Genomic DNA, 17,999 nt, shown 5'->3' with positions numbered 1-17,999 from the left:
AGGAGCCTTACTTGGCTCCTTTTGTTCTTCATTTCAAATAACTGAATTCGCGCTATTCAAAACCTTCATCATTCATATGACGTTTTAAGAAATCGATAAATGAACGCACTCGAGCAGAAGCCACCGCGTTAGCGTAGTAGACAGCATGGATAGGCTGTCGAATATCTAAGCGCGACTCTGGTAAGACTTCAACCAATCGACCATTACGTCGGTCATCTTGAGTCATAAAGTCAGACAGGCAAACAATGCCGTCTCCTTTTAATGCCATCACTCGAAGCGTTTCTCCACTTTCCGCCTTTACCACTGGCTTGATATGAAGCAGTTCACCCGCTTCGGTTTGCAGCGGCCAATCATTTAAGAATTCGAAACGACTAAAGCCTAACAACCGATGCTGTTCTAGTTCTTTGACCGACTTTGGATTGCCATGTTGCGCGAGGTATTCGGGACTTGCTAAAACACGAATGCTACTGGTCGCTAGACGCGCGGCACGCATGGTGGAATCTTTAAGTTGTCCGATGCGAATTGCAATGTCGGTTCGCTTTCCAAGCAAGTCAATGTTCTCTTCATTACTGGTCAGTTCGAGCTCAATCTCTGGGTATTCTTGTTGATACTGCGCCACCAATGGAGCCACAACATGAAGCATAAATGGTGAAGCAGCATTGACTCTCAAAAGTCCCGATGGTTTACCTTTATCACCGACGAGCATATCTTCTGCCTCGTCCACCGACGCCAGAATTTTACGAACGCGATCAAGGTACAACTGCCCTTCTTCGGTCAGTTCAATTCGCCTTGTGGTTCGGTTAAGTAAGGTGGTATTGAGCTTAGATTCTAACCTTGCCAACGCGCGGCTAGTCGCAGAGGTTGTCAAAGAGAGCAACTCGGCCGCAGCACTGATCGAGCCAGTATCAACCACCGACACGAACACATTCATTTCATCTAACGTTGCTTTCATTATTGCGTTTGATTCAAAAGTATTTTCATTTTATGTGACTTTATATCAATTTTAGAATCTTGCAAACTGGGGTCATCGAAACGAATTCAACGACTAAAATAAATCTAAAAACTAGGAGATATGTATGACAGTTCCTGCATTTGGCGTGGGTACCTTCCGCCTTAAGGGTCAGGTTGTAATCGATTCAGTAAAGAACGCACTAGACCTTGGTTACCGCGTGATCGACACGGCTCAAATCTATGACAACGAAACTGAAATCGGTCAAGCGATTGAGGAAAGTGGCGTAGCGAGAAATGAGCTTTATATTACCACCAAGATCTGGGTTGATAAGCTTAACAAGCAAGACCTTATCCCGAGCTTGAAAGCAAGCCTAAAGAAACTTAAAACTGACCATGTTGACCTAACACTTGTCCATTGGCCAGGCGAAGGCACTGACGTGAATGAATACATGCCAGAGCTATTAAAAGCAAAAGAACTTGGCCTTACCAAAGCGATTGGGGTTTCTAACTTCAATATCGAGCTACTAGAACAAGCTGCAGAGCTGGTTGGCTTCGATAATATAGCTACCAATCAAGTGGAACTGAGCCCGTACTTGCAAAACCGCAAGTTAGTCGAGTTCATGAATGACAAAGGCGTTACGGTGACATCCTATATGACACTGGCTTATGGCAAAGTTCTTAAAGATGAAGTAATCAATGACATCGCAACATCGAAAGGTTCGACTGCGGCTCAAGTGGCTCTGGCATGGGCAATGCAGAAAGGTATCGCAGTGATCCCGTCTTCAACAAAGCGCGAAAACCTAGCGAGCAACTTGAAAGCGTTAGAGCTTACGCTAACTGATGAAGAGATGGCTCGTATCGATGCGCTCGAATGCAATGGCCGTGAGGTTGACCCAGAAGGTCTAGCACCTAAGTGGGATGCATAACTCTCCTCGAGGTTAATTCATTTTAAAATAGAAAAAGGAGCCAGCTTTGGCTCCTTTGCTTTTGTTTGCCTGTATAGATAGATGTGAATTAGCTCATTGCTACCATTTCGCTCATCACTTTCACAAATCGTTCTGGTTGCTCTAGCATTGATGTGTGAGCCGATTCTGCAATGATTTCGAGCTTCATATCTGCCTCTCCAAAATCAATCTGATCCCATGTTGAAGCTGGAGCAATGCTGAAATCTTTCTCTCCGCTGATCACTAATACCTGTACAGCGGGAAGTTGCTGATAAATCGCCGTATCAAATTCAGCGAACACTTCTCCCCAAAGCTTATCTAACAAAGCAGTATGGGTCGGAAACCCTTCCCACAACGGCAGTTCATTAAAGTCAGGATCATACCAACGCATCGCGCCTAACCGATGACACAAGTGGACGAATTTTCGCTCCGGATTTTGCTCAATGTCGCGTGCAAGCAACGGGAAATTACGTTCGAAAACTTGCTTTCTCTCCTCGTCCGTTTCTTGTTCCCAACGTTGAAGTTGGAGCGCCTGCATTTGTGGTGACAAATTTGGTGAGGTGTTCGCAAGCACTAAACCTTCAACATATTGAGGAAACGTCACAGCAAAATGGGTTGCCATTAATGCATGCCCAGAATGACCAAACATCCACGCTTTTTCGATGCCGAGCTTATCCATGACCAATTTAATGTCAGCACTGATGGCCTCTAACGTTGCGTCAGATGCATTGGGAATAACGTCGCACTCAGCAAAGCCACGATGATCGACAAAGACACATTGGAAATGGTCGAACAATGCAGTTGGCGTGACACGCAAATAGTAATCTGCGCTGCCGATAATAATTAAAGGGATACCGTTGCCACGAACGATAGTTTTAAGGTGGTAACTACCTGATTGAATGGTTTGATTCTTATTCATGATGTTTACCTAATTTAATTCGAGTTTGCTCCCTCCGAATATCAGAGTAGAACGCGAAGTTTGAAAAATAAGGTTAGTGTCGTCAGCGAATAAGTTTCATGTGTTAGTTGAGGTAAATACTGAGGAACAAAAATTCTATCTACCTAACCCTATATGTTCAAGTGTCTTGATCTTTGTTGACGGACACAAAAAAGGGACGATAAACACGCCCCTTCTTTTCTATTAGCAGCTAACCGTTGCCTAACAGTTAACTGCCGTCAATCAACTTCAAGCAACATTCGCCGACTTATTTGTATCGCTGCCTTGTTCAAAGAACTCTTCATGTAGCGCGCAAATTGCTTCTTTATACTCATCGTCACTCACAACAAACTGCACGTTAACGTTTCTCATTGATGAGTGGAGAGCAATGGGTGTCACGTCGCGATTCATCAGTGCAAAAACGCCTTTAGCTAACGTTTTATTAGTATCGATTTGAGAACCGATTGCAGAGATGAGCGCTACCATACGCCCATTAATTGAGGCTTGTGGGTAGCGTTTCTCTACTTTGTAGCGCACCTTGTTTAAGCTCTCTGCACTGCCGCCCAGATAATAGGTGATAGAGTTTGCGTTCATCTCCTTCCCTATGAGATTGACGCGAGCATCAGCGATTATCTCCATCAACTCGTAGCTAACGTTGTCTACCTTTCCAACCATGGTTTGATCAAATAGATGAAGCGCAAATACCTTCTGCTTACCGGCAATGATTTCAATGCGGTCGCTTTCTGGGCGGTAATCAGCAGAGATCAATGTTCCTTTATGTTCTGGTTCAAACGTATTTTTGATCTGTAATTCAATCCCACTTTCACGCAGTCCTGCCGCTGCATTTGGGTGGATCGCTTCCATACCAAGATTCGCTAACTGATCGGCCACATCATAATTGGTCGTTCCAATTGGATTTACACGCTCAACACCAACAACCCTTGGGTCGGCAGAGCTTAAATGGTATTCCTTATGAATTATCGCCAAGTCAGCTTTGGTTGTTGCAGCAATTCGACTAAAGGTCATTTCGCTGTAACCTCGATCATAAGTGTGCATCAGCCCTTCTTTGCAATACGCATAACCCGTCACGATTGGCAGCTCTTGAGTCACATCTATTTCTTCAAACGCTTCACGTATCGTCTCATCTAAACTGCGAGGTTGTTGGTTATCCCAACCGGATAGGTCAACAAAGGTCGAGTTAATACCCATGTTCTTTAGCTTTAAGGCGGTGTTATAAGCACTGTGCGCTTCGCCAATGGATGAAAGAAACTCACGAATTTGCGGTAAGTACTGGCGCAGAGAAAACTGCCCGTATTGGCAAGTTTCTAGGATATTGGTTACGCATATTTTGGCTTCTGAAATGCGAGAACGAATGAACTTGTCCGCACGCATACGATTCATCGGATCGGCAAAAATATGTTCGTTTGTCAGCAGCATACGGCTTTCAACATACGCTAGTGCGTCTTGCCAAGCTTCATCTCGTTTAGCGATAAGCTGATAGACACCTGGTTTACTGGTTTTTTTGCATTCCAATAGAGCGTCTGTCATTCCGCCATAAGCAGAAACAACAAAAATACGGTTATATGGGTTTTGTGGACGAAGAAGAATATTGTCGAGTACAGCATCGAATGCTGTCATAGATGTACCGCCGATTTTTTCTACGGTAAATGTCATGAGGGGGCCTTAATGATTGGTAATTTAAAAGAGTGGATGTAAATTACCACCTTCTAAAGAAGGTGGCTTTGTGTGAGCCCCCTAAAAGGGGGCCTTTGTTTAATCCAACGCCAACTGGTGCTGCTCTACTCGCTCTTGCTTCTCTTGATGTCTTACATATCGGCGTATGATTTCTTCATTGATTCCAACACTATCGACAAAATAGCCTCTTTGCCAAAAGTGATTACCCCAAAGCCTGTTCTTCCTAAGATGAGGGAACTTACTAAATAGCTTTAAGGCTATTTTGCCTTTCAATACCCCCATCAACTTGGATATCGATAGCTTTGGTGGAATCTTTACTACTAAATGCACGTGGTCAACTTGTATGTTTAACTCTACTACTTCACATCCAAGTTGATTACAGTAAACATAAATACATCGATAAACTTCTTTACCTATATTGTTCTTCAAGATCCTAAATCGATACTTTGGAGTCCACACTATATGGTATTGACATCGCCAAAATACGTGGGAAGCTTGATTGTATCTACTCATGTTATTTGTCCTCTTTGACTTCTGGAAAAATCAAAGACGCATTTAGCATGAGTAGTTTTACAGGCAAAGCCGAAACGGATGATAACCACCTACTGAAGTAGGTGGTTTAGGGCTGAAAAAGAAAAAGGGGTGAAACATCACCCCTTTAAAACATCAATGGGCTAGTCCACCAGCGGATAAACGCCATTTTCGTCGTGAACTTCCGCACCCGTGATTGGTGGATTGAACACACACGCCATGACCATTTCTTTGTTTTTATAGGCGCGTAAGTAATGTTCGTCATGCTTATCTAGGATGTACAACGTACCCGGTTTGATTGGGTAAGTTTCACCACCAACGACTTCAATTTCCCCTTCTCCACTCATGCAAAATACAGATTCCAAGTGGTTCTGATAATGAATGTGTGTTTCGGTTCCTTCGTATATCGTCGTGATATGGAATGAAAAGCCCATGTTGTCGTCTTTCAATAACATACGGACACTTTCCCAGTTATCAGACACAACTCGTCTTTCGCTATTGCGACACTCATCGAGTGTTCTAACGATCATAATTCTTTCCTTGCTATGATGCTTGTTTGAAAAGTTTGCTTGCGATGGCTTCTACCGAGCCCTCGAAGATATTAAGCCCTTGGGTAAGTTCGGCTTCAGAAATGGTCAATGGGCAAAAGAACTTCACCACTTCATCATTTGGCCCTGCGGTTTCAATCACCATTCCGTTCTCAAAACACGCTTTTGCAATATCACCAGAGATTTCACCGTTCTTACATTCAATGCCAATCATCATCCCGCGACCTTTAAGCTGTATAAACATCTCTGGGAATCGTTTTACCGATCGTTGAATGACTTCATCAACCATGCTCGAACAACGTTTGATATGCGCTTCAAAACGGTCATTTGACCAATATGTTTCGATTGCTTTCGCCGCTGTCACAAACGCATGATTGTTGCCACGGAATGTGCCGTTATGTTCGCCTGGTTTCCATTTATCCAACTCAGGTTTTAATAGAACGATGGCCATTGGCAGACCATAACCGCCAATCGATTTTGACAGCGTTACCATGTCTGGCTTAATGCCCGATGGCTCGAAGCTAAAGAAAGTGCCAGTTCGACCACAGCCTGCTTGAATGTCGTCAACAATCAATAAGATATCGTGAGCTTTGCAAAGCTTGCTGAGACGCTGCAACCATTGGTTCGACGCAACGTTAAGGCCACCTTCACCTTGCACCGTCTCTAATAAAACTGCAGCTGGTTTATCCATGCCTGCCGAGTTATCTGACAACATGGTTTCAAACAATTTGAGGCCATCAATATCTGCATAACCTTCAAAAGGAATACGAGTAACATTGTTTAAGCTAGAACCCGCTCCTTGGCGATGATGTTGGTTGCCCGTTGCAGCTAAAGCGCCAGCCGTACAGCCATGAAAACCGTTTGTGAAGGCAACGATACTGCTGCGCCCCTTCACTTTTTTTGCCAACTTGATTGCAGCTTCTACGGCATTGGTACCGGTTGGGCCTGTGAACTGAACTTTGTAATCCAGCCCTCTTGGTTCAAGAATGTATTGATTTAGTGCTTCAAGAAAAGCGGCTTTGGCTTCTGAATGCATGTCCAAGCCGTGTGTAATGCCATCCATTTCAATGTACTCAAGGAGCGCTTGCTTAAGTACTGGATTGTTATGACCGTAATTTAGAGATCCCGCTCCAGCAAGGAAATCGAGGTAGCGTTCGCCTTGTTCTGTTTCTAACCAGGTACCTTTTGCTTTACGAAAGACGACTGGAAAACTGTTCGAGTATGAACGTACGTTGGATTCCTGCTTTTTGAAAATATCCATGATAAGACCGTTATTTGATTCCTATTTTGTGGGGATTACTTGAGGGGAATACGATACAGATACTCGGTATCGTGTTTACCTTTGAAATGATCCTTTTCATCCAAGAAAGTCGTCACTTCGCCAGCGTTTCCATGTTGTGCATCGAGCTTTTTAAATAACGCCCAAGATGCATCATTGGATTTAGTGATTGTGGTTTCGATAGCGTTGATGTCTTCGAGCCCTTCTCGCTTTAGTAAGCGTTCAAGCATTTGAGACGCCAAGCCATTTCCTCTGAAACGAGGGGCAACCGCAACTTGCCAAATGAACAGCACATTAGGTTCATCCGGCTTCTGATAGCCAGAAACAAACCCTGCAATCTCGCCTTTGTGCTCGACTAAAATACAAGTTTTGCTGAAATGGCTAGATTGAAGAAAATTACAATATGACGAGTTCATATCGAGCGGAGGACAATCTGCGATCAAACCATAAATATCGTCGCCATCAGACACGACAGGTTCACGAAAAATCCATTTTTTGCTTGGGTCTTCTCCAATCTCTGGATACATAACCCAAGGGGCTGAGGTAATCATGTGTAGATACATATCCTTCGTACACTAATTAAATTTCCTTTTTATTATGCACACTGATTGTGCATAGAAATCAAACAAAGCCGCTTAAAAACCCTACTTATTTGATCTATGTCGCACTAAAACCAAATGAACATGACTTTAAAAATAGTTTGAGCTCTAATGTATTTATAGGGTAAAAAATAAATTGAAGCCAAATGAGCAAAACATAGTCAATTTCGCACTGGGGAATTGTTTCGAGCAGGAAGAAAGTTGCAGTAGATTGATGGCTAAAGATGAAGAATTCAGATAAGAAAACGGCACGCCGAAGCATGCCGTTTTTTTGTTGTTATGAAGGAAGCTTAAATTACGCTTTCGCTTTCTTCATTGATTTTGATGTCGGGCGAGGCTCATCCATCAAACCTTTCACTAGAGATACCGTTGCAACTAACAATACGATAGTGAATGGCAGACCGGTTGTTACCGCCATAGCTTGTGCAGCCGCTAGACCACCACCAAGCATTAGCGCGATTGCAACTAAGCCTTCGAACGTACACCAGAACACGCGCTGAGGTGTTGGTGCATCTACTTTACCGCCCGCTGCAATCGTATCGATTACAAGAGAGCCAGAGTCCGCTGACGTGATAAAGAACACCACAACCAGAATAATACCTACGATAGACGTGATTTGAGAAAGAGGCATCACATCTAGCATCGCGAACAGTTTAAGTGGAAGCTCTGCGTCAAATACCGCTTGGTAACCATCGTTCACGTATTGGCTGATCGCCGTACCACCGAATGCCGTCATCCATAATACACACACGGTTGATGGGATCAGGATTACACACACGATGAACTCACGAACTGAACGACCACGAGATACACGCGCGATAAACATACCTACGAATGGTGACCATGAAATCCACCAAGCCCAGTAGAACGCAGTCCAACCTTGAGAGTAGTTCACGTCTTCGCGGCCGAATGGCATTGAAAGCGCTGGAACGTTCGCTAGGTAAGACATGATGTTCTCGAAGAAACCAGTCATGATTGCAAGTGTTGGACCTACAACGATCACGAACAAAAGCAATAGTGCCGCTAAACCCATGTTGATTTCAGACAGGCGTTTTACACCGCTATCCAAACCAGCAACTACCGAGATCAAAGCAAGTGCTGTGATGATCACGATAATCACAACTTGCGTCATATCGGTCATTGGTACACCGAACAGGAAGTTTAGACCTGTTGCTGCTTGTGATGCACCGTAACCCAGAGACGTCGCAAGACCGAATACCGTCGCAACTACCGCTAGGATATCAATAATGTGACCAGTCCAACCCCAAACGCGCTCGCCAAAAAGAGGATAGAAAATAGAACGCATCGTTAGAGGTAAGCCCTTGTTGAACGAGAAGATCGCCAAACCAAGTGCCAATAGTGCGTAGATTGACCAAGGGTGAAGTGCCCAGTGGTAAATCGTTGCAGCCATACCAAGTGCAGACGCCGCTGATGTATCACCTTCTGCTGCGCCTAGTGGAGCCCAGTCAGTACGAACACCATTCTCAACGTTCACGCCACCAAGAGCAGCACTGAAGTGAGACATAGGCTCAGATACGCCGAAGAATACCAGACCGATACCCATACCAGCTGCGAACAGCATCGCTAGCCAACCTGCGTACGTGTAATCCGGTGTTGCTTCGGTACCACCGATACGAACGCGACCAAGTGGCGTTACGATCAGGATCAAACACACTACGACAAACACGTTGCCCGCAGATAGGAAGAACCAATCAAGGTTAGAAACAAGCCAACCACGTAGACCCGCGAAGAACGGCTCAACTTGTTGTCTGAATGTCAGTGTTAACACTACGAACAGGATGATCGACATACCTGAAATAGCGAACACACGGTTGTGAATATCAAGTCCAAAAGGACCTACTTTTAGCGCGACGTTATCCTGACCGATCTGGTAATCAGTATCGATCGGGTTCACTTTACCGTCGGGGCGTTGGATACCGCCATTGTTGTCGGTGCTCACGATTTATCTCCTTAAAATACGTGACCAAATTAAAATCTGTGTAGGACTTTGAGTGATGGCTTTCTTGCGTCACTTACTGCAAAGCTTATTTGCGATCGTTACGTCGCTTTTAGAAGGGTTGCTCTACTTTGTAATTTTAGCGTTAATCGTCCTGATATCGCATTGCATTTTGTTATCAGGACGACTAATAAAATTTATCGCCAATTCATAGACGATATGGATGAGTTATTGCCATATCACGGACAGTGGCATGTCACCATCAAAGTGATACTGTAACTGAGCTTGAAGCAACTCAGCGGTAGCAAGAGCGTCGGTCAGCGCATGATGTGGCTGATAAGCAGGCAAATGGTAGCGCTCACGCGCGTGGCCGAGTCGCACAGAACCCGGCTTTTTACCTTTGAGTTTGTTTAACCAACCTTCACACTCACGACGTTGAATCGCGTATTCAATGTCCAATGTATCAACGACTGGAAATTGAATCCCCTCACCCACGCTGTTTAACAACGCATTATTGAAGAATTGACGCTCAATATTTTTGTAGTGCACCACCACAATCTTTCCGGCTAACTCATCAAGAATGGCATCAAGAATTTGCTCAAGTTGCGGCGCATTCTTCACTTCAGAGTCGGTAATGCCGTGAATCACCACTGATTCTTCATTCAGTTCTCGATTTGGATTCACCACCCAATGACGAGATCCGCTGCAATGCACTCGCCCTAGCGTAAAAGGCACCAAACCTATGGTGAGAATGGCGTCTTCCTCGGCGTTTAAACCCGTGGTCTCAAAATCGACGGAGACAAACGGTACCTCTTTTAATGGCGTATCACCATTCACAATAGGCGTAGAGTAATAACGTTTTAATCGAGTATCGTTCGCTTGCTCGGCAAGTTGCTCGAAGAAGATCGGCCAATCAGGAGTCTGACTGGTATCAAGCAAGTCGGTGATATCTAGCTTTTGTTTTGAAAACCACATCATTTGCCACTTCTCTGGTAACGGAACTTAATGTAGTTCTGCGCGTTGCTTAGGATTTGGAAAGCGGCTTTTAAGTTGCGACGCTCAAACTCCGACATTTCTTCTGGCTCGATGTTGTTATCCGGCTCTTCCCCGTTTTCGATATCCAATGCTTGATGTCGGATTCGCACCATGTAGATCAACTCCATCGCATCTTTTAAGTCCATGCCACGGCCTTTCGGTAAGATGCCCGCATTGTTGATGTCATCCAGACGTTCAAACGAGTTTTGCGAACGGGAGCCAATTGCCAAAGCATGCACACGAATCAGATCTGCCATTGGCGCGGTGCCACGGCGCTTCAAGTTTATGGAATTGCGATGACGACCGTCTTTCTCCATCACGAAGTCTTTGAAGAAACCAAGCGGCGGTGTGCGACGAATCGCGTTGTAAGCCATACAAGCCAAGAATCGATTGTTCTTCTTAGCACGACGCACAATGAAGCCGCTTAGTTGCTCTGCCCATTTCACACGCCCATGTACGCCAAGTAGGTCGAAGAAAATACTGCTGTTCAGAAGTCGCTCTGGCGTTGGGTCATCAACCCAGTTCGCAAAGCACTCTTCCCATTCTGAACGCGTTTTGCGCCATTCTGGGTTGGTCGCCATGATGTCGCCAGTACAGTAGGTGTAACCGCATTCGGCTAATCCATCACAAATGAATTTTGCGAGCTGAGCAAAGTACTCACCATGCAGAGCTGGATCGTAGCTGTTATCCAGAATCAGCGCGTTATCTTGGTCTGTGACGATAAGCTGTTCATCACGAGCCATAGAACCCATCGCCAATAAGCAGTAAGGGATTGGCGCAGAACCTAATTCTTGCTCTGCTAACTCTGCCAGTCTTTGTTTGAAGCTGCTGCCGATCACCGACATTGCTCGTCCAACCATGTGGGCATTCGCGTCTTCACTTACCATTCGCACGAAGCAGTCTTTCACTTGTTTAGAAACCGCTTTGAGGTCTTCGACTGAGTTTTGTTGGAAGATAGAGCTCACAAGCAACAAACTGTTTTGCGATTCATAACGGACGATATCCGTCATGCTGATCACACCAATCGGCTTTTTGTCTTTTAAGATTGGCAGATGATGGACGTTGTAACGCAGCATTGTCAGCATGGCTTCAAACACGTAAGCACTGTAATCGAGCGACACAACGTCGTAGCTCATCACTTCACTCACAGGTATGTCGCTGTCTCGCCCTTCAGCTAAAACGCGCACGCACAGATCTTTCTCGGTCAAGATACCAAGCAATTGTTCATCGTCGTCTTCAGTAATGTCTTCTTGTGCGCGGACAATCAAAAGCGCAGTAACGCCCTCTTCTGCCATCAAAATGGCGGCCTCACGCACTGTAGCACTGGCTTCTAACGTTACTGGTTCACGACTTAAGATCTTGCGCGCTTTCGCTGTGGTGAAGTCATTCCCATCCGAGTGGTTTGATACCGCAGTGCGCAGTCTCGCGCTGTCTTCCAACTCCATGAAATCGGCGAAGTTCTCAAACTCGTCACATAGCTCAGTGAAAATCTTCTCTGGAATGCAGTAAACCAAGGTGTCTTCTATCGCTTTGGCTGGCATGCGGACACGGTTGTTCATCAACAACCCCATTTGTCCAAACAAGCCTCCAGCGTCGATACGGTTGTACAACTCGCCCTTGCGGCGGAAGATTTCCACCACACCACTGCGGATCATGTACAAATCGCGAATGTCATCGCCTTTCTTGAGAATGTCCGTCCCTGCGCGGTAATACGCGACTTCAGCATTCATTGCGATGTTTCTTAGATGCTCTTCCGGTAAGTCATCAAAAGGTGGGTATTGGCTAATGAAATTGAGTACTTCTAATTGCTCGGCTTCCATTCTTTATTCCATGCATTGCCTAAACTAAGGCGATAAATATCACCAAGAAAATAATCACACAATAAATAAATCGAGAGGTCAGATAAAAAGATTTGTAACCATCGAAAAGCGGAATAATGACTGATTATTATTGAAACGAGCGTGTCAATAATCGCTTGTTTTCATCTAAAAATGAGCAGTAAAAAATGCAATACATTCACAAGACAAATAATGCATTTAAAAGTCAAAGCAATCGTTTTCTTGTGATCTAAATTACACATTGAACCTCATAACAAAAATCCGTATATTGCGCGTGCCTACGCGGCACACCCTACAATGCACAACGCCATCCTGCTTCCACTGGTGCATTGATATTGGTGTTTAATTACATCCATGCAAAACAAACCTTCCTCTTTTTCTCGCTTTTTTAAAGAATCGGGCGCTTTGTTACACCTATCGTTCCCTATCATTCTGATGCAACTTGCTACTCAGTCGATGGGCTTTATCGATACCACAATGGCAGGCCAAGTGAGTGCTGCCGACCTAGCTGCGATCGCACTTGGCACCAGTTTATGGCTACCCGTTTCACTATTGCTTCGCGGCATCATCATGGCATTAACACCTGTCGTGGCTTACCACCGTGGCGCACAAAGTTTGGATAAGGTGCGTATCGCGTTTATTCAGATGCTTTGGTTGTCTGCATTCGTCAGCGCAATTTTGATTGTTTACTTGCTGCTTGGTGAAAGCATTCTGATCGGCTTGGGCGTTGCGCCTGAGATCATTCCTATCGCCAGTGATTATGTTGTTGCATTGGCATTTGGTGTTCCGGGCATTGCGCTTTTCTACACCTTGAATGGCTTCTGCGAGGGGATGAACAACACTCGCGCACCCATGCTGATTTCAGTGATTGGTTTGCTGGTAAACATCCCTGTTAACTACATTCTGATTTACGGTAAATTCGGCATGCCGGCATTGGGTGCAGTTGGCTGTGGTTGGGCTACGAGCTTAGTTTATTGGCTGATGTCTGCCCTGCTGTTTAGCTACATCAAACGCCATCATCATTACAAAAACATTCTGCACTTCGCTGAGTTAAAACCGATATGGCAAGAGATCAAACAGCTGTTCAAACTCGGTATGCCGATTGGTTTGAACATCGCAGTTTGTGGCAGCATCTTCGCAGTGATTGCGCTATTGATTGGCCGTATTGGTGCAGAGAACGTAGCCGCGGCGCAAATTGCACTTAACATCTCTAGCATGACGTACATGATCCCAATGAGCCTTTCATTTGGTATCACGATTCGTGTTGGTCATGCCTTGGGTGAACAAAAACTTGAGACAGCTTCTCACCGCAGCTTGGTGGGTATTGTTACCGCAGCGCTACTGTCGCTGATTTCAGTCGGTTTCTTCCTGCTGTTCCCAGAGTGGATCATTCGTTTATACACCACAGATCCTGTAGTTTCAGCAACCGCTGCAACACTGCTGATGTTTACTGCAATGTACCAGTTCAGCGACGCGCTACAGACCTCTGCAAACGGCGCTCTACGTGGCTACAAAGATACTAAGATCCCGATGATTCTAGCGATTCTAGCCTACTGGGGGTTGGCGCTTCCACTGGGTATGTTGCTGGGTATCACAGATGAAATCGTTCCTGCAATGGGCGAAGAAGGCTTCTGGATTGGTATCGTAACCGGCTTAACCACCGCAGCAATTGCAATGCTGATTCGCTTGACGCTGGTGATTAAGAAGTACAATCAAACCGTAGAAACAAATACGGCTTCGCAACCTGAGTTAGCAATTCAATAACGACGAGAGCGTTGATCGTTTCAATAAGAAAGGCTCACTATCGCAGTGAGCCTTTTTTGTTTTCCAGCTTGCTAGCCTTGTTTACTTACCGTTGAGCCATCACCAGCATCGTTGATTCTGTAGCCAAGTTCGGCGACTTTCTGGCGGATTTCGTCAGCTTGTTGGTATTCCTTCTTCTTTTTCATTTGTAAACGCAACTCTACCAGTTCCAAGATCTCGCGAGGGATTTCCTCTTCTTCTACTTTATCAAGCTCCAAACCAAACACACGGTCAAAATAGCGCGCCGTTGCTTTTTTATCTGCATCGTTTAATGCACTTCCAAGCAACTCCCACATCAATGCGATCGCTTGTGGCATGGCTAAATCATTGTTGATGAGTGACATAAAACGCTCAACATACGTTTGGTCGACTTTGCCACCTTCTGGTAGTGCCGACACTTTCGCTTTCAGGCGCTTTAGAGCCGTTTGTGCGGCATCCAAGCTCTCGCACGTAAAGCTCAAATGACTGCGATAATGGCTGGTCAGCACCAAGTAACGGTAAGCCAGCGGGTCATAGCCTTTCTCGATTAACGCATCAAGACGAAGTGACGTACCGGACTTGGAGATCTTCTCTTTGTTCAATTGAAGGAAGAAGCCATGCAGCCAGTAATTCGCTTGAACGTGTCCATTCTTTGCTTGGCATTGAGCTATTTCGTTAGTGTGATGAACTGGGATATGGTCTTCCCCACCAACATGAATATCGAACACCTCCCCAAGGTACTTCTCTGCCATCGCTGAACATTCGATGTGCCACCCCGGAAAACCCACTCCCCAAGGGCTTTCCCATTCCATTTGTCTTGGTGTGTCACCACTGAACTTCCAAAGGGCGAAATCGGTTGGACTCTTTTTCTCTGCCATTTCGACACGAATGCCCGCTTCTAACCCCTCGCGGTCCAGTTTGGCAAGTTTTCCGTAATCTGGAAGTTTGGCCGAATCAAAATAAACGCCATCGGAGGTTTGATAGGTAAAGCCCTTTTGTTCAAGCTCTTGGACGAATTCAATCTGTTCTTGAATGTGCTCGGTAGCGCGACAAATGATGGAAGGCTTAGTGATGTTGAGGTTAGTAAGATCATCTAAAAACGCGTCTTCAAAATACTTTGCGATCTCCCAAGCAGACTTGTTCTGCTTTCTCGCGCCCTTCTCCATTTTATCTTCACCGGTATCGGCATCAGACACCAAGTGACCAACATCCGTTATGTTCATGACGTGGTTTACGTCGTAGCCATTGAGCTCCAACGTGCGCCTTAACACATCCACAAAAAGGTAGGTTCTCAAATTCCCTGCATGCGCGTAGTCGTACACCGTAGGGCCACAAGCGTACAACCCAACTTTACCGGATTCGATGGTGTTGAATGGCTCAAGGGTGCGCCCCAGTGTATTGAATAGTTGTAATTTTGGCTGACTCATATTGTTATTCCTTTAAATGCAAAAAGGCCGCGGATGAAAACATCGGCGGCCTTTAATATGTCTGTATGATCTTTTGCTAACTAATAGCTACACGAAAGCCGCCGCACGTCTTGGGAGGTGCAACAACAACAGTTGGTTGAGATAGAAATAGCTAAATAGTTCATACCCAACACCTTAAATAAGAAATCTATAGAAATCAACCCTACGATTTTGACACGTTTCGTGGCGACAAACCGAACTGCGCATGCCGTATGGCATTACTCCCCCTTACAAAGCCGTACTAATCATTACAATTAAATTTATAAATAAGCCTTATATTTCACGTTTGTTTCACGTTTTCTTTGATAAAAGACACGCCATAAAAATCAGTTACATCAGTAAATTAGGGAATATTTATGAAGAAGCCCGCATTTGGGCCTTTGCAGCCTATTGCTGTATTTGCGCTATTTTCGCTTGCTTTTCTTTCCGTTTCGCGGATTTTACTCGCCATTTGGCTCTCTGACCGAATCGAATCTTTTAACGACCTTATCTATATTTTGGGTCAGGGCCTACGCGTAGACTTTGCCACTATCTGCTGGCTGTTCATTCTCCCGGGCTTACTTTCTGCCCTACTGCCTGTTCAAGGTAAGGTCGGCGAATGCTGGAAATGGGTTCTACGTTGTTGGATGGTCGCAGGTTTGTGGATCTTGGTTTACATGGAATTGGCCACGGCCCCGTTTATCCAAGAATACGACCTACGCCCAAACCGCTTGCTTGTTGAATACCTGATTTATCCAAAAGAAGTGTTCAGCATGCTTTGGACCGGTTACAAACTAGAGCTATTTATTGGCGCAGTAGGCACGGTGATTACTCTTTTCCTTGGTTGGAAATGGAGTAAAAAGCTCACCGACAACGCTCAACAAGTAAACTGGAAATGGCGTCCTGTTCTTGCCATTTTGGTGGTTCTGATTGGTGTTGCAGGTGCACGTTCTTCTTTGGGACATCGCCCTTTAAACCCTGCAATGGTTGCGTTTTCTAACGACCCACTGATGAATGATTTGGCACTAAACTCCTCTTACTCTCTGTTGTTTGCTGTAAACAATATGAAATCAGAAAAGAGCGCGGAAGAGTTCTACGGAAAAATGGATAACCAGAAGATGCTCGATCTCGTTCGTGCCTCTTCTGCTAAGTCGAATTTCGATCCGTCAGTTCTGCCAACCATGAACAACAACGAAGCGACCTATCAAGGCAAGCCAAAGAACTTGGTTATCTTGCTGCAAGAGAGTTTAGGTGCGCAGTTCGTGGGTTCACTAGGCGGACTACCACTGACTCCAAACGTCGACAAGTTAATGGCGGAAGGCTGGAGCTTTACTCAACTGTACGCAACCGGTACTCGCTCTGTTCGCGGTATTGAAGCGGTAACAACAGGTTTCCCACCATCGCCATCGCGTGCGGTTGTAAAGCTGAGTAAGAGTCAAACCAACTTCTTCACGATTGCGGATCTTCTGAAAGCTAATGGCTACCACACAGAATTCATTTATGGTGGTGAAGCGAATTTTGACAACATGAAGACATTCTTCTTTGGTAACGGTTTTGACCAAATCATCGAAGAAAAAGACTACGAGAACCCATCGTTTGTTGGCTCTTGGGGTGTAAGTGATGAAGACCTTTACACCAAGGCAGATCAAGAGTTCGAACGTCTATCAAAAACCGGTAAACCTTTCTTTAGCTTAGTATTCAGTTCGAGCAACCACAGCCCTTACGAATACCCACAAGGGAAGATTGAGCCCTACGACTCTGAATACATGACGCGTAATAATGCGGTGAAATATTCCGATTACGCGATTGGTACTTTATTTGATAAAGCGAAGAAATCATCTTACTGGGACGACACGGTCTTCATCATCATTGCTGACCACGATGCCCGTGTATCTGGTGCTAACTTAGTACCAGTGAAACACTTCCACATCCCTGCATTGATTCTTGGTAAAGACATTAAGCCACGTAAAGACGACCGTATTGCTAATAACCTAGATATGCCACCTACGCTACTTTCTTTGATTGGTGTGGATGCGAAAACGCCGATGATTGGCCGTGATCTTACTAAGCCTCTCGCACGCAAAGACGAACGTGCCATGATGCAATACGACAAGAACTTTGGTTACTTAACCCGAGACAATCTCGTTGTGTTCTCGCCGGGCGAAAAGGTATCGACCATGCAGTACAACTTCGATAACCAAACCATGAAGCCTATTGAAGTGGATCCGGCCATCGTTGAACGCGCTAAGGCCAACGCTTTGTTTGCCTCTAAGGCTTACCAAAACGACTGGTACAACTCAAAAGCAATACAATAAAAACAACAAAGGAGCGCTCAATGCGCTCCTTTTGCTTATCTACTCACTGCCAAAGCGTAAATAATCAGAAAAATCGTTTAATAATGTGCTTTTTAGGCATTCCCATTCAGACTTCAATAAATTAGACTCAAGCCAATGCCCAA

The 17,999-nt window shown here is 45.1% G+C and carries 13 protein-coding genes and 1 pseudogene; 3 read left to right on the top strand and 11 right to left on the bottom strand.

Going from position 1 to position 17,999, the window contains the following annotated elements:
• Nucleotides 1-52 precede the first annotated feature (52 nt).
• Nucleotides 53-952: a LysR family transcriptional regulator gene (locus KJB05_RS08680; protein WP_208446391.1), complete on the bottom strand. Its 900-nt coding sequence runs from the start codon at nt 950-952 to the stop codon at nt 53-55.
• 124 nt (nt 953-1,076) lie between these two features.
• Here KJB05_RS08680 and dkgB point away from each other — a divergent pair, with 124 nt between their 5' ends.
• On the top strand, nt 1,077-1,877 hold the full coding sequence (gene dkgB, locus KJB05_RS08675; RefSeq protein ID WP_208446390.1) for a 2,5-didehydrogluconate reductase DkgB: 801 nt from the start codon (nt 1,077-1,079) through the stop codon (nt 1,875-1,877).
• A gap of 88 nt (nt 1,878-1,965) precedes the next feature.
• Here the strand turns inward: dkgB and KJB05_RS08670 are convergent, their stop codons facing one another.
• The 9 genes and pseudogenes from KJB05_RS08670 to KJB05_RS08630 all read right to left on the bottom strand — a co-directional run bounded on the left by KJB05_RS08670 (nt 1,966) and on the right by KJB05_RS08630 (nt 12,296).
• Nucleotides 1,966-2,814: an alpha/beta hydrolase gene (locus KJB05_RS08670; protein WP_208446389.1), complete on the bottom strand. Its 849-nt coding sequence runs from the start codon at nt 2,812-2,814 to the stop codon at nt 1,966-1,968.
• A gap of 267 nt (nt 2,815-3,081) precedes the next feature.
• Nucleotides 3,082-4,506 carry an aspartate kinase gene (locus KJB05_RS08665; RefSeq protein WP_208446388.1) on the bottom strand — a complete coding sequence of 475 codons (1,425 nt, stop codon included), beginning with the start codon at nt 4,504-4,506 and terminating at the stop codon, nt 3,082-3,084.
• A 99-nt stretch (nt 4,507-4,605) separates the two neighbouring features.
• Nucleotides 4,606-5,040 carry an IS200/IS605 family transposase gene (gene tnpA, locus KJB05_RS08660; protein ID WP_033007908.1) on the bottom strand — a complete coding sequence of 145 codons (435 nt, stop codon included), beginning with the start codon at nt 5,038-5,040 and terminating at the stop codon, nt 4,606-4,608.
• A gap of 161 nt (nt 5,041-5,201) precedes the next feature.
• Nucleotides 5,202-5,588, bottom strand: coding sequence for an ectoine synthase (locus KJB05_RS08655; RefSeq protein ID WP_005393369.1), 387 nt, complete (start codon nt 5,586-5,588; stop codon nt 5,202-5,204).
• Between the two features lie 13 nt (nt 5,589-5,601).
• The gene (gene ectB / locus KJB05_RS08650; protein WP_208444408.1) at nt 5,602-6,867 is read right to left on the bottom strand and encodes a diaminobutyrate--2-oxoglutarate transaminase; all 1,266 of its coding nucleotides are present in this window, start codon (nt 6,865-6,867) and stop codon (nt 5,602-5,604) included.
• A 10-nt stretch (nt 6,868-6,877) separates the two neighbouring features.
• Nucleotides 6,878-7,436, bottom strand: a pseudogene (ectA, locus tag KJB05_RS08645) (diaminobutyrate acetyltransferase).
• A gap of 343 nt (nt 7,437-7,779) precedes the next feature.
• Nucleotides 7,780-9,444: a BCCT family transporter gene (locus KJB05_RS08640; RefSeq protein WP_009704320.1), complete on the bottom strand. Its 1,665-nt coding sequence runs from the start codon at nt 9,442-9,444 to the stop codon at nt 7,780-7,782.
• A 225-nt stretch (nt 9,445-9,669) separates the two neighbouring features.
• Nucleotides 9,670-10,419: a 3'-5' exonuclease gene (locus tag KJB05_RS08635; protein ID WP_208444409.1), complete on the bottom strand. Its 750-nt coding sequence runs from the start codon at nt 10,417-10,419 to the stop codon at nt 9,670-9,672.
• Nucleotides 10,416-12,296 (bottom strand): DUF294 nucleotidyltransferase-like domain-containing protein, encoded by a 1,881-nt coding sequence (locus KJB05_RS08630; protein WP_208444410.1) that lies wholly within the window; start codon nt 12,294-12,296, stop codon nt 10,416-10,418. The genes KJB05_RS08635 and KJB05_RS08630 overlap by 4 nt, the downstream gene beginning before the upstream one ends.
• Nucleotides 12,297-12,668: 372 nt before the next feature.
• Here KJB05_RS08630 and KJB05_RS08625 point away from each other — a divergent pair, with 372 nt between their 5' ends.
• Nucleotides 12,669-14,078, top strand: a complete 1,410-nt coding sequence (locus tag KJB05_RS08625) for an MATE family efflux transporter (RefSeq protein ID WP_208444411.1) — start codon at nt 12,669-12,671, stop codon at nt 14,076-14,078.
• A gap of 71 nt (nt 14,079-14,149) precedes the next feature.
• Here KJB05_RS08625 and cysS read toward each other — a convergent pair whose 3' ends face one another.
• Entirely contained in the window at nt 14,150-15,523 is a 1,374-nt protein-coding gene (gene cysS / locus KJB05_RS08620) for a cysteine--tRNA ligase (RefSeq protein WP_208444412.1), read from the bottom strand.
• A 395-nt stretch (nt 15,524-15,918) separates the two neighbouring features.
• Here cysS and KJB05_RS08615 point away from each other — a divergent pair, with 395 nt between their 5' ends.
• Complete coding sequence (locus KJB05_RS08615; RefSeq protein ID WP_208444413.1) at nt 15,919-17,856, top strand: LTA synthase family protein; 1,938 nt, start codon at nt 15,919-15,921, stop codon at nt 17,854-17,856.
• Nucleotides 17,857-17,999: the final 143 nt, after the last annotated feature.

This window comes from Vibrio sp. B1ASS3, assembly GCF_905175355.1.
GTDB classification, from domain to species: Bacteria; Pseudomonadota; Gammaproteobacteria; order Enterobacterales; family Vibrionaceae; genus Vibrio; species Vibrio owensii.
Note: the sequence above shows the minus strand (reverse complement) of the source record. Positions and strands in the feature narration are given on the sequence as shown.

What these genes read in the sequence shown, in the direction of transcription:
- KJB05_RS08655 (WP_005393369.1), bottom strand. Translation starts at nt 5,588, where the DNA reads ATGATCGTTAGAACACTCGATGAGTGTCGCAATAGCGAAAGACGAGTT.
- KJB05_RS08625 (WP_208444411.1), top strand. Translation starts at nt 12,669, where the DNA reads ATGCAAAACAAACCTTCCTCTTTTTCTCGCTTTTTTAAAGAATCGGGC.
- KJB05_RS08670 (WP_208446389.1), bottom strand. Translation starts at nt 2,814, where the DNA reads ATGAATAAGAATCAAACCATTCAATCAGGTAGTTACCACCTTAAAACT.
- KJB05_RS08630 (WP_208444410.1), bottom strand. Translation starts at nt 12,296, where the DNA reads ATGGAAGCCGAGCAATTAGAAGTACTCAATTTCATTAGCCAATACCCA.
- ectB (WP_208444408.1), bottom strand. Translation starts at nt 6,867, where the DNA reads ATGGATATTTTCAAAAAGCAGGAATCCAACGTACGTTCATACTCGAAC.
- tnpA (WP_033007908.1), bottom strand. Translation starts at nt 5,040, where the DNA reads ATGAGTAGATACAATCAAGCTTCCCACGTATTTTGGCGATGTCAATAC.
- KJB05_RS08635 (WP_208444409.1), bottom strand. Translation starts at nt 10,419, where the DNA reads ATGATGTGGTTTTCAAAACAAAAGCTAGATATCACCGACTTGCTTGAT.
- KJB05_RS08665 (WP_208446388.1), bottom strand. Translation starts at nt 4,506, where the DNA reads ATGACATTTACCGTAGAAAAAATCGGCGGTACATCTATGACAGCATTC.
- KJB05_RS08680 (WP_208446391.1), bottom strand. Translation starts at nt 952, where the DNA reads ATGAAAGCAACGTTAGATGAAATGAATGTGTTCGTGTCGGTGGTTGAT.
- dkgB (WP_208446390.1), top strand. Translation starts at nt 1,077, where the DNA reads ATGACAGTTCCTGCATTTGGCGTGGGTACCTTCCGCCTTAAGGGTCAG.
- KJB05_RS08615 (WP_208444413.1), top strand. Translation starts at nt 15,919, where the DNA reads ATGAAGAAGCCCGCATTTGGGCCTTTGCAGCCTATTGCTGTATTTGCG.
- cysS (WP_208444412.1), bottom strand. Translation starts at nt 15,523, where the DNA reads ATGAGTCAGCCAAAATTACAACTATTCAATACACTGGGGCGCACCCTT.